This is a genomic window from Photobacterium halotolerans DSM 18316 (assembly GCF_000425165.1).
Lineage (GTDB): Bacteria > Pseudomonadota > Gammaproteobacteria > Enterobacterales > Vibrionaceae > Photobacterium > Photobacterium halotolerans.
Genome location: NZ_AULG01000023.1, coordinates 67,771 through 80,347, shown reverse-complemented (window position 1 = coordinate 80,347; position 12,577 = coordinate 67,771). Strand labels below are relative to the sequence as shown.

10 protein-coding genes are annotated in these 12,577 nt (G+C 54.4%); 5 read left to right on the top strand and 5 right to left on the bottom strand.

The window, feature by feature from the left end; translation table 11 throughout:
- Positions 1–18: 18 nt before the first annotated feature.
- Positions 19–963 carry a type II secretion system protein GspC gene (gene gspC / locus H511_RS0106230; RefSeq protein WP_237582885.1) on the bottom strand — a complete coding sequence of 315 codons (945 nt, stop codon included), beginning with the start codon at positions 961–963 and terminating at the stop codon, positions 19–21.
- 539 nt (positions 964–1,502) lie between these two features.
- Here gspC and hslR point away from each other — a divergent pair.
- The 4 genes from hslR (at position 1,503) to H511_RS0106210 (ending at position 7,027) form a co-directional block, all read left to right on the top strand.
- On the top strand, positions 1,503–1,907 hold the full coding sequence (gene hslR, locus H511_RS0106225; RefSeq protein ID WP_036758979.1) for a ribosome-associated heat shock protein Hsp15: 405 nt from the start codon (positions 1,503–1,505) through the stop codon (positions 1,905–1,907).
- A gap of 26 nt (positions 1,908–1,933) precedes the next feature.
- On the top strand, positions 1,934–2,812 hold the full coding sequence (gene hslO, locus H511_RS0106220) for an Hsp33 family molecular chaperone HslO (RefSeq protein WP_027251522.1): 879 nt from the start codon (positions 1,934–1,936) through the stop codon (positions 2,810–2,812).
- A 309-nt stretch (positions 2,813–3,121) separates the two neighbouring features.
- Complete coding sequence (gene pckA / locus H511_RS0106215; protein ID WP_027251521.1) at positions 3,122–4,756, top strand: phosphoenolpyruvate carboxykinase (ATP); 1,635 nt, start codon at positions 3,122–3,124, stop codon at positions 4,754–4,756.
- A 252-nt stretch (positions 4,757–5,008) separates the two neighbouring features.
- Positions 5,009–7,027, top strand: a complete 2,019-nt coding sequence (locus H511_RS0106210) for an AsmA family protein (protein WP_027251520.1) — start codon at positions 5,009–5,011, stop codon at positions 7,025–7,027.
- On the opposite strand, the gene H511_RS0106205 is transcribed toward H511_RS0106210, so the two are convergent.
- The 3 genes from H511_RS0106205 to H511_RS22750 all read right to left on the bottom strand — a co-directional run bounded on the left by H511_RS0106205 (position 6,982) and on the right by H511_RS22750 (position 9,453).
- Positions 6,982–7,902: a bifunctional GNAT family N-acetyltransferase/hotdog fold thioesterase gene (locus H511_RS0106205; protein WP_027251519.1), complete on the bottom strand. Its 921-nt coding sequence runs from the start codon at positions 7,900–7,902 to the stop codon at positions 6,982–6,984. The two genes, H511_RS0106210 and H511_RS0106205, sit on opposite strands and share 46 nt — an antisense overlap.
- A gap of 124 nt (positions 7,903–8,026) precedes the next feature.
- Positions 8,027–8,464 (bottom strand): D-aminoacyl-tRNA deacylase, encoded by a 438-nt coding sequence (dtd, locus tag H511_RS0106200; RefSeq protein ID WP_027251518.1) that lies wholly within the window; start codon positions 8,462–8,464, stop codon positions 8,027–8,029.
- Positions 8,461–9,453, bottom strand: a complete 993-nt coding sequence (locus H511_RS22750; protein ID WP_237582889.1) for a virulence factor BrkB family protein — start codon at positions 9,451–9,453, stop codon at positions 8,461–8,463. Before H511_RS22750 ends, dtd begins: the two co-directional genes overlap by 4 nt.
- Positions 9,454–9,653: 200 nt before the next feature.
- On the opposite strand from H511_RS22750, the gene H511_RS0106190 reads away from it, so the two are divergent.
- Positions 9,654–10,295 (top strand): DUF2959 domain-containing protein, encoded by a 642-nt coding sequence (locus tag H511_RS0106190; RefSeq protein WP_027251516.1) that lies wholly within the window; start codon positions 9,654–9,656, stop codon positions 10,293–10,295.
- Between the two features lie 93 nt (positions 10,296–10,388).
- Here the strand turns inward: H511_RS0106190 and typA are convergent, their stop codons facing one another.
- Positions 10,389–12,218, bottom strand: coding sequence for a translational GTPase TypA (typA, locus tag H511_RS0106185; RefSeq protein WP_027251515.1), 1,830 nt, complete (start codon positions 12,216–12,218; stop codon positions 10,389–10,391).
- Positions 12,219–12,577 lie beyond the last annotated feature (359 nt).

The window sequence follows — 12,577 nt, the reverse complement described above, 5'->3', positions numbered from 1 at the left end:
CGCAATGTATTCGTGCCGCTATTGCAGCTCTATCAATATGTCATGTAACTGCCCGTCACGCTCTACTGTTAATGTCAGCTCAGTGGCAGAGGACAGCTCAGTCCACAACCGTGCCATCACGGTCGGGTCCTTCAAATCATTACCGTTAAGGCTCACTGCCAGATCTTCCGGCTGCAGCCCGACGGCATCAAAAAGCACACGGTTTTTCCCAGGATTAACCCGATAACCGATCAGCTCATCATCCTGCTTTACCTGCGATAAACGGATGTACGAGAAGAGGTTCTGCGGCTTCTCCATGATTTCTTGTTTTATCTGTGCCAGATCGTCTCCGGCTCCCTCAGACTCGGCAGCATCAGGCTGTACGGTCGGCTCGGGGGCCTGCCGTGCAACCGGTGCAGCAGAAGGGGCGGCCCCCTGAGAGCCATTCTGACCAAACTTCTGTCCATCCAGCATCAGGGTCTCATCGCGCCCGTTATTCCGGATAATGACCCGATCGACAAACACACCCTGCAAAGTCGCGCGCGTGCCGTCAATGGCTTCATTCAAACCATAGGTATTTTGCTTACCCCGGTTGGTGATTACGGCCAGACTGGTTTGCGGGTTGCTACTGGCAACCACCCCAACCAGTGTCAGGTTAAGTTTAGTCTCTGGCGCATCCTGTTTGACCGGTTGCTGAGGAATCACCTTAGGGGCATCCGCCCGATAGCGGCCAAACAGCTCCAGCGTCAGCAATTCAGAGACTTGCAGCCCCTGCTGATTGGTCCCGCCAGACTGAATGCTGGGGGCCTGCCAGGCCGGTGGCGCTTCTACCGGCTGCAATGCCGACCACACAAGACGCCCCAGCATCCAGGCCAGAACAACCACCAGACACCAGGTCACGATTCGGGTCAGAGACTGCATTGAGGGCATACGTTTTGCCGTCACTGCCTGACGCCAGTGCATTGTTACCCTAGCTACATCCATTTGCTGTTTTCTGCCTCATGACGCTTTGTAATCAATAATATGACAAGAAAAGCCCGGATTGAGTTCCGGTTATTTCAAGCGGATTTTTGCTTAGCACAATCCCGACGCTCATCTTGTTGCATGACAGGTTAATATAGCAAACCCACTCACTGAAAAAATACTACTCATTTAGCAGTGTGTTATTTCGTGTGAGGAAATTCCCATTGATTGTTGAATTTGCGATCCGGCATCACCATTTAATAACTACTGTGTACCTGTAACGCTGACTTTTTGTGCAACGAAACAAGGTCTAAGACTCTCTTCCCATGACGGCAAAACCCAACGCTGCACATGCAGGGTGTCAGAACGAACCAAAACCTGTGGGACTTTCCCCTGGCTTTTCGGGCCGTTAGCCAGAATGTGAAGCCGGTGATCTGCGGCTTACCCGGATGACCATCACCTTGGCTCAGAAACGATCCGGCAGGGAAACAGCCTATGCAGCTGACGCAGCATTTCCATTGTGATATTTTTAGCGCCCGTTTGGGTAAGGAGCCTATTTTATGAGTCGGCAACCCTCCGAATCCGATACAACAGAAGTGCGTCTGGACAAATGGCTGTGGGCTGCCCGCTTCTACAAAACCCGCTCGATCGCGCGAAACATGATCGACGGCGGAAAAGTGCACTATAACGGCCAGCGGTCCAAACCCAGCAAGCTTGTCGAGCTGGGGGCCGAAATCAAACTTCGGCAGGGCAATGAGGAAAAAACCGTCACTGTCCTCAAAGTGTCCGGTACGCGCCGTGGCGCCCCGGAGGCCCAAACCCTTTATCAGGAAACAGCAGCCAGCCTGACTCAGCGCGAGCAACAGGCACAAATGCGCAAGCTCAATTCGCACAATCCGCACCCGGACAAGCGCCCGGATAAAAAGCAGCGACGCGATATACTTAAGTTTAAAAGCAATCACTGACAGTGAGTGCCGGAGAAAACCAAATCATGACCAGCGATAATCTTTACCGTTACCTGTTTGACGATGTGTCTGTTCGCGGTGAACTCGTACAGCTCACCGAGACCTACCAGCACATTATTGCCAGCAAGGCCTACCCTGCGCCTTTGCAGACACTACTGGGCGAATTACTGGTTGCCACCAGCCTGCTGACTGCCACTCTGAAATTCGAGGGCTCCATCACGGTACAACTGCAAGGTGACGGCCCTGTGAAACTGGCTGTGATTAATGGCGATCACAACCAGCAGATGCGCGGTGTCGCACGCTGGGACGGCGAACTGGCTGCGGACGGCAACATCCACGATCTGATGGGCAAGGGCCAGATGATCATTACCATTACGCCGAACCAGGGTGAACGCTACCAGGGCGTGGTCGGCCTGGAAGGCGACACGCTTGCGGCGTGTCTGGAAAGCTACTTTGCCAATTCAGAACAATTAGCGACCCGGATCTGGCTGCGCACCGGTGAGGCCGGCGGCCAGGCCAAAGCCGCGGGGATGCTGCTGCAGATCCTGCCTGATGGCAAAGGCGATGCCAGCGACTTTGAGCACCTGGAACAGTTAACAGAGACAGTGAAGAATGAAGAGCTGTTCGGCCTGCCTGCTCAGGACGTGTTATACCGCCTGTACCACCAGGAGAAAGTGAAACTCTTCGATCCGCAGCCGGTGGTTTTCCACTGCGGCTGCTCCCGCGAGCGCAGCGCCGGTGCCATTAAACTGCTGGATCGCCATGAAGTAGAACGTATTTTGCATGAAGAAGGCAAAGTCTCACTGCATTGTGACTACTGTGGTACCAGCTACGATTTCGACAGTTTTGATATTACCAGCCTGTTCGAAACCGGCTCAGAAGCAGACAATTCGCAGCTGCATTAATTTTCAGCCATTATTAAGACTGAAAGTAAATTACATAAGCCAGCTACATGCTGGCTTTTTTTTTAACTTCCCCACACTTTTATGCTGCTTTCTGAAATGCAAGCACAGCTTATTCATGCTTAATTGGCAAGGAATATTAATCACTTACACTGGCATAAACCTTTCCAGACAGGGTAAAATTAGGCTAGGTACAGATAAAAATACTAGTAAGTAACCACATTTTGTAAGTGGTTACTATAAAAGTTACCTCCCTGTACGCAGGGTAAAAAAAGACAGCCTAACTACCTCTTACCCCCCAAGGAGTCGCTAATGACAGTCATGCACGCCGAAGATGAAAAGGTCAACCAACAGCTGGATTTATCTCAGTACGGTATCCATAACGTAAAAGAAGTCCTTCGTAATCCTTCCTACGAAGTGCTTTTTGAGGAAGAAACCAGACCCGGTCTGGAAGGTTATGAAAAAGGCGTAGTGACGGAGCTGGGCGCTGTCTCTGTGGACACAGGCATCTTTACCGGTCGTTCTCCAAAAGATAAGTACATAGTGAAAGACGACACCACCCGCGATACCCTGTGGTGGTCAGATCAGGGCAGCAATGATAACAAGCCGCTCAGTGCAGAAGTCTGGAACGATCTGAAAGCCCTGGTCGCCAATCAGCTCTCCGGCAAGCGGTTGTTCGTGGTCGACGGTTACTGTGGCGCGAACCCGGACACCCGTTTGTGTATTCGGGTGATCACTGAAGTGGCCTGGCAGGCACACTTTGTGAAGAACATGTTCATCCGTCCGAGTGACGAAGAGCTGGCCACCTTCACACCCGACTTTGTGGTGATGAACGGTGCCAAATGCACCAATGACAAATGGCAGCAGCACGGCATGCACTCGGAAAACTTCACCGTGTTCAACCTGACAGAGCGCATGCAGCTGATCGGGGGTACCTGGTACGGCGGCGAGATGAAGAAAGGCATGTTCTCTATGATGAACTACTTTCTGCCGCTGCAGGATATTGCCTCCATGCACTGCTCGGCGAATCAGGGAGAAAATGGCGATGTTGCCGTGTTCTTTGGTCTGTCCGGCACAGGTAAAACCACCCTGTCTACCGATCCTAAACGCAAACTGATTGGTGATGACGAGCATGGCTGGGACGACAACGGGGTCTTCAACTTCGAAGGTGGCTGCTACGCCAAAACCATTAAGCTGTCGAAAGAAGCCGAACCGGACATCTATCAGGCGATCCGCCGTGACGCTCTGCTGGAAAACGTAACCGTTCGCGATGACGGCACCATAGATTTCGACGACGGGTCCAAAACCGAAAACACCCGGGTATCCTATCCGCTGTACCACATTGATAACATAGTGAAACCGGTGTCCCGCGGTGGCCATGCCAACAAGGTGATTTTCCTCTCGGCCGACGCCTTCGGTGTGCTGCCTCCAGTCTCCAAGCTGACGCCTGAGCAGACCAAGTACCACTTTTTGTCTGGCTTTACCGCGAAACTGGCTGGCACCGAACGTGGCATTACTGAACCCACACCGACCTTCTCGGCCTGTTTTGGTAATGCCTTCCTGAGTCTGCACCCGACTAAATATGCGGAAGTGCTGGTCAAACGTATGGAAGCGGCAGGCGCTGAAGCCTATCTGGTCAACACTGGCTGGAACGGTACAGGCAAGCGTATCTCTATCAAAGATACCCGTGCCATTATTGATGCCATTCTCGACGGTTCGATTGAAAACGCTGAAACCAAGCAAGTGCCTATTTTCAATCTGACCGTGCCGACGGCCTTGCCGGGCGTGAATCCTGAGATTCTCGATCCGCGCGATACCTATACCAGCGAAGCGGAATGGCAAGCCAAAGCCATCGATCTGGCCAAGCTGTTCATTAACAACTTCGAGAAATACACAGATAACGCACAAGGCGCCGCATTGGTGGCCGCAGGTCCTCAGCTGGACTAAAATGCGCAGTCAAACCGGTCAAGCCCTGCACAGCAGGGCTTGCTTGTCTCTGAACCAGTCGCACACTCGTGCAACAAGCTTGGCTAAACGCTAAATAGCCGACAAAAATCAGCCGCATTCCTTGCCAAGCAGCCGCATTTCCTTCACTCTTTTTACACCGACCTGACCATGCCTTTTTCCCACGACTTTCATCACCGCCCGATTGCCCGGCAGCGGCCTAAACATGGTTTGGCGGCTGATATGGAGTTCGGCATGCGTTTCTTGGCAAAAATTCTGGCTACCCTGGTTATCCTGCTGCTGATGGCAGCAACCATTATTGTCATTCTGCTGCATACCCGCCACAGCGCCGCTCTGGTGAACACACTCTTAAGGGAAACCGGCTATACAGGAGCCCAGGTGGCCGGTGTGCAATATTCACTGCACAGCGATCCGTTTCATGTCCGCCTACTCCAGCCCCGCTGGCCGCAACACAATGCGCCCGTCCTAGCCGCTGAGCAGCTTGATCTCTGGCTGTCACCCGTCTCTTTCTATCAGCGGGGCTGGCATTTTGACAGCCTGTTGATCCAAGGCGTCAATCTTGACCGGCTACCGGCCACCGGGCTGGAAAGCGGGCGGCTCCACGCCCGCCGTCTGGCTGTGACCAAACTGACACTGTCTGTGCCCGGACTGCAGCTGGATAACGCCCGCCTCGAACTCGACAACTGGCAAAACAATGCGCAAGGCTGGGGAGACTTCAACGGGGACTTTCGCCTGTCAGCCGAACAGGCCAGCTGGCACGGGCAGTCACTGCAGCAGGTGCTCATTGACGGGGAGCGCGATGCCCGGACCTGGACTGTGTACGGTTTGTCATTGAACTGGCAAGGTGCCCGCTTCCACGGCCAGGCCGAATATCAGACCGACGCGCACAAACTGATCATCCACCAGCTCACTGCCAATGGCCTGAAGATAGACCAAGATTTCCCGATCCAAACCTTATTGGATCTGAGCGCACAGGCGAACGAGTCCGGGCTGAGCGTAGATTTACGCCGTCTGGATATCCTCGACAGCAGCCTGGAGCACGAAGAATACAGCGCCAACCATGCGAATCTGGCGCTTGAAAACTGGCACTGGCCCGGCACGCTGTGGCAACAGCAGGATGCCCGTCTGTCGCTGGGGGCCGATACGCTGCGCTGGCATGACCTGCTGCTGGACGCCCCCCTGACTGAGCTGCACTTCACCCCGGAGCAGATCAGCCTGAACGGCTTTTCGGCCCGTATGCTTGAAGGCTACCTGCGCGCTGAGGCCACCCTGACGCCCGAAGCCATGTTGCTGCATCAGCTGGAGCTCAAGGGTATTCGCTGGGTACTGCCCGAAGCGATCCAGGCCTGGCTGATGCACGACAGCGCCCCGCAGACACCTTTGCAGGAACAGTTCGAACAATGGTGGCACCAGCTGGACTCGCTGACCGTGGATCAGCTCTCTGTCGGCTACAGCCAGCTGACCGGCACCTATGCGCCGCTGCCTTTTCAGATCAGCGATATCAATCTGGACGGCACCGGGCTGGTGTTGTTGCGTCAGGGACAACCCGGACTGTGGCAGGGTGAACTCAATGCCAGCGCCGGTTTCACCCATCTCCGCCAAATCACCCTCCACGATCCGCTGCTGACCATGAGCAGCCAGGCCGGACACTGGCAAATCACGCGGTTAAACCTGCCGATTGAAGAGGGTCTGTTAGAAGGCCGCGCCGACATCCGGCTCAGCGAAGCGGGCTGGCCCTGGACACTGTCTCTGACCGGCGACAGCCTGCCGTCGCAGATGCTGAGCCACTGGTTAGGACTGCCGCTCCCGCTGCAGGGAAAGATGGATATCAGCGCCCAGGCAAGTGGCCTGGGGCAGTTTCACCGCGGGCTGGCTTACAGTTTGGACGGCCACCTCAATGCGGCCTTCCGCCAGCAGTCCCTGACCCAAAGCGAAGCCTCGCTGCTGCAGAGCTGGCAGAATAGTACAACACTGGCGGTGACTCCACTCAGTAGCGGTAAGCCCCCCGCCAAGTTGCCGGTCACGCTGAGCCCGCTAAAGCTGCAGGCGGATCGGGGACGCATTACCATGCAGCCGCTGACCCTGCAGGGCCAGCAGCTCACAGCAGAGTTACAGGGAGAATGGGATCTGGCGACCCCGTCCGAGCGTGATCTCCGGCTCAACGCCAGCGATGGCTGCCAGCAGCTCAGCAAACGCTGGCACAATCATCAGCAGGACATTTCAGTCTTGTCTTGCGAGCGAAACAGCATATAGGTTCCGGTGAAGGTCGCAGCATGGGATTCATCGCTGAACACCTGCACTTCCACCACCATCCGCCCTTTACGGCCATTGGCGATCCGGTCCAGATCGCCGGTGAGGGTTTCCACGCCCGCGACGGCGCGAGGGCGCGATTTAACCGGCGCAGAATAACGAATGTGGCTGTCAACCAGCATGATATCGGCCTCCAGCTGGCGCTCTTTCAGCAACATCCAGAGAAATCCCCAGCCGGCCAGCGTTGCCATGGTAAAAATACTGCCGGCAAACATGGTCGCCCTCGGGTTGAGGTTGGCATTCAGTACCGCACTGACTTCAAACCGGTAACCTGTGTACTGGCTGATTTTGACGCCCATTTTTTCACTGATCGGAATATGAGACTGCCAGACATCCTGCAGCTCCTGGCACCAGTCCGGATGGCGCACCACTTCGGTTAACGGATCCAGGTATTTCAGCATCTGCTGATGACGAACCGGGCCGCGTTCCTCACTCAATTCCCCCTGATTGGCAAAGCCGTTGATCTGATAAAAGCGGATGGCTTCTTCGCGGGCATTACAGACCAGCCGCTTGGCACCTTCCTGCCGGGCCAGCGATTCCAGTGCCATCAGCAGCAAGCCGCCCATGCCTTTATTGCGGTAATTGGGATCGACCGCCATATAGCGGATCTGACCGTCATTTTCCGGCGTCATATACAGCCGGCCAATCGCCACCGGCTGGCCGTCATCGTCAACTATCATCCGATGACAACTCAGGGCGTCATAGGCATCGCGTTCTGATCCCGCCGGCATATGCCAGGGCTGGCGCAACATCCGCCAGCGAAAGTCAAAATAACGGGCCAGTTCCGCCTCAGTTTGCGGGGTGATCAATCGAAACATAGCGTCCTTCTCCAGTCATTCAATTCCATTTGCGCACTCACACGCTCCGCCTGCTGGTCTGCATTGCTGCGCAAACGGCTGCTGTTTTTCAGGTAGCCATCTTGTTCACGCTATAGCATCAAGGCTAGCACTGCAGCCAGAAAGTGACAGGACCATCATTAAGAAGCGCCACTTTCATATCGGCGGCAAAGATACCCGTTTCGGTACGGATCGCACTTTCCTGGCAGGCCGCCACAAAATAATCGTACAAGCGCTCGGCGTCCGCCGGGTGTGCCCCGGTCGAAAAACTCGGGCGCATACCGCTGTTAGTATCGGCGGCCAGCGTGAACTGCGAGACGACCAGCACGCTGCCCCCCGCCTGCTGCACATTGAGATTCATTTTACCGGCATCATCCTCAAACACCCGGTAGCCCAGCACTCTATCGCGCAGCCGACGGGCTTTTGCTTCATCGTCACCTTTCTCTACCCCGAGTAAAACCAGTAACCCCTTACCAATAGCGCCGGTCACTTTGCCATCGACGGTGACACTGGCTTCACTCACTCGCTGTATCAGCGCAATCATTTTGTATCCTTGTACGTTTTCATGGTTTGCTGTTGTTCTGCCGTTTGCTCAGCACCGGATGCCTGCGCCTTTTCAAGCTCAGCATCCACTGAGGCCAGAGGCTGTTTGCCACCCACACCTGAGCCGTGCGGTGTTTTTGTCCGCACACGCCAATGCTGCTCTTCACACAAGCTGGCGGTGATTTCCGCGCCCAGCAATACAATACACCAGCACAGGTACACCCACACAAACAAAATCGGTACCACAGCCAGTGCGCCGTATATCAGCTGGTAAGACGGAAAATTGGTGATGTAAAGCGCAAAGGCTTTCTTGCTCAGCTCAAACAGGGCACTGGCAATCAGAGCACCTATCAGCGCATTACGCAACCGGACTTTGGTGTTAGGCACCAGCATATACAGGCCCAGAAAGGCCAGGGTCGACATCAGAACAGGCAGACCGCGCAACAGCTGCTGTACAAAGCCGTTCACGGTTTCGCTGCCCAAGATATTCAGCGAAGCCAGATAAGAGCTGATCGCCAGACTGGAGCCGACCAGAATCGGGCCTAAGGTCAGCACCATCCAGTAAATCGAGAAGGAGATCACCACACGGCGGTGCTGGCGAACCCGGAAAATATAATTCAGTGACTTATCAATGGCGGATATCAGCAGAATGGCGACCACAAACAAGGCCCCGATCCCCACGGCCGTCATTTTGCCGGCATTAGCGACAAACTGATTGAGGTAGTTTTGCACCACGTCCCCGGCGGTCGGCACAAAATTCTCAAACACAAAGGCCTGCAGCTGATCGCCCAGCGAGGCAAACACAGGAAAGCTCGACAGTGCTGACAGCACCACAGTGATCATGGGCACCAGCGACAGCAGCGTCACATAGGCCATAGAGCCGGCCGTGACCGTCAGGCGATCATGATCGATGCGGCGGTACAAATACTGTACAAATTGCCAAAGTTCTGTGACCGCCTGGCGCAAACCCGGCCTGGACGTTATTTTCATATCAGCCATATTGAATTAATCTTTGTTGTTTATCGTTCAAATACAAAACGACCCTACGCGCGACAAGCGTTAACCTCAGCCCTTTCAAATATGCCGCATTCTGGCTAAGCACAGCCGTGTCATGGATATTGGGGTATATCAACAACATAGTGCGTCCGGATGGGAATAACAACCAGCCCGATCGCCAGCCAGGAGCTTTTATGCCATATGCTTTTGCCCTGATACTGAGCCTGACCCTGCTGTCGGGTTGCCAGAGCGCCTACTATTCTGCCATGGAATCGGTCGGTGTTCATAAACGCGATATCATGGTCGACCGCGTCGAAGACGCCACTGAGGCACAGCAAGACGCCCAGGAACAGTTTACCTCAGCGCTGGCCGCTTTACAGTCACTGACCCGCTTTGAAGGCGACACGCTGGAAGAAACCTACAACCGGGTGAATGCGCAGTATGAAGCCAGTGCCGATGCCGCCGATAAAGTCAGCGACCGCATCGCGGCGATTGAAAATGTCTCACAAGCCTTGTTCGATGAATGGCAAGAGGAACTGAGCCTGTATTCCAGCGCGGCACTGCGCCGCGACAGCGAAGCCAAACTCAAGGCCACCCGCACTTCTTACAGCAAGATGATTGCCGCCATGCACAGGGCAGAAAGCAAAATGGCACCTGTGCTCGATACGTTGCGGGATAACAGCCTGTACCTGAAGCACAATCTCAATGCTGCGGCCATCGGCTCCCTGCAAGGCGAGTTCCGCTCGCTTGAACGCGATATCCAGCGGGCGATCAGCGATATGCGTGCCGCTATCAGTGAATCTGAGCGCTTTGTGGCCCAGCTGAACCGCCGTTAATCCGGTGTCGGCCTGAATAAAAAAATCCCCCGCCGGCTTAACCGGAACGGGGGATTTTTTACTGTGCACCCAAAGAGTGCACAGGTTCAGTTGTTACTTCGCACCACGGCTGGCGCGCTTACGATCGGTTTCGGTCAGCAGTTTCTTACGGATACGGATGCTTTCCGGCGTCACTTCCACCAGCTCATCGTCATCGATGAATTCCAGCGCCTGCTCCAGGGTGTACTTGATTGGCGTGGTCAGCACCTGCGCATCATCGGTGCCTGATGCACGGACGTTAGTCAGCTGCTTGCCTTTCAGGGCGTTGACCGTCAGGTCATTGTCACGGCTGTGGATACCGATCACCATGCCTTCGTACACTTCGACACCGTGACCGATAAACAGACGACCACGCTCCTGCAGGTTGAACAGGGCATTGGTCAGCGCTTTACCCGCGGCGTTTGCAATCAGCACACCGTTGTTACGCTGACCAATCTCGCCGCCTTTGTGCGGGCCGTAATGATCGAACGTGTGGTAAATCAGGCCAGAACCCGAGGTCAGGGTCATGAACTCGGTCTGGAAACCGATCAGACCACGAGAAGGCATGACGAAGTCCATACGCACACGGCCTTTACCATCCGGCGCCATGTCTTTCAGCTCGCCTTTACGCAGGCCGATTTTCTCCATGATGCCGCCCTGGTGCTCTTCCATCACGTCAATGGTCACAGTTTCAAACGGTTCCATCAGCTGGCCGTTTTCTTCTTTGACGATAACTTCAGGACGCGATACCGCCAGCTCGAAACCTTCACGGCGCATGTTTTCGATCAGAATCGACAGGTGCAGCTCACCACGGCCTGACACGCGGAATTTGTCCGGGTCTTCCGTTTCTTCAACGCGCAGCGCAACGTTATGCACCAGCTCTTTCTGCAGACGTTCCAGAATGTTACGGGAAGTCACGAACTTACCTTCTTTACCGGCAAACGGAGAAGTGTTCACCTGGAAGGTCATAGTCACAGTCGGCTCATCCACGCTCAGCGCCGGCAGTGCTTCCACTGCGTTCTGATCACAGATGGTGTCAGAAATTTTCAGCTCGCCCAGACCTGTGATCGCGATGATGTCACCGGCAGTCGCACGCTCAATATCGTGACGCTCCAGACCCAGGTAACCCATGACAGTACCGACTTTACCGTTACGGGTTTTGCCGTCTGCACCAATAATGGTCACTTGCTGGTTCGGTTTCACCGAACCACGGGTCACACGGGCAACACCGATAACACCAACATATGAGCTGTAGTCCAGCTGAGAGATTTGCATCTGCAGCGGGCCGTCAACGTCAACCGCTGGTGGCGCCACGTTATCAACAATGGCCTGGAACAGCGGTTCCATGTTCTCGCCGGTTTCGCCTTCTTCGCGCGTCGCCCAGCCATTCAGTGCTGAGGCGTAAACCACCTGGAAGTCCAGCTGTTCGTCGGACGCACCCAGATTGTCAAACAGATCGAATACCTGATCCATCACCCAGTCAGGACGCGCGCCCGGACGGTCGATTTTGTTGATAACCACAATTGGCTTCAAACCGTGAGCGAACGCTTTCTGGGTCACGAAGCGAGTTTGCGGCATCGGGCCGTCAACTGCGTCAACGATCAGCAGAACAGAATCCACCATCGACATAATACGCTCTACTTCACCACCGAAGTCGGCGTGCCCTGGGGTGTCCACGATATTGATGCGGTAATCATTCCAGTTGATGGCGGTGTTTTTCGCCAGGATGGTAATGCCACGCTCTTTCTCGATATCGTTGGAGTCCATCACGCGTTCTTCAACGCCGCCACGGGAGTCCAAGGTACCTGATTGCTGCAGCAGTTTATCAACCAGGGTGGTTTTACCGTGGTCTACGTGCGCAATGATTGCGATATTACGTAATTTATCGATCTGTGGATTAGACATGGATTTGGCATTCACTCAGATGTTGCGGCCCCCTGAAAAACAGGCAGCCACTGATTAAAAAAACGGCTCATAATCTACCAGATTTTACGTCAAAACCCAGCAAATATGTGATTTATATCATCACGCCGGAACGAAACTGACAGTAACAGCAAGAAAAAAGCGCAAAAAATCAATAAAAACAGTCAATTAAAAACAAAATCGCGCAACGGGCTTTTTTTGGTGCAATAAAGTGAATGCAATCCGCCGCGCAGACGATTGACAATTGATCAGCGTGGGCTAAATATAGCCGATGTCTTTGCATTCGGGTGAAACGGAGTGACAAAGAGGGAGATAATCCCCATTCGCACCATTATGGTGCA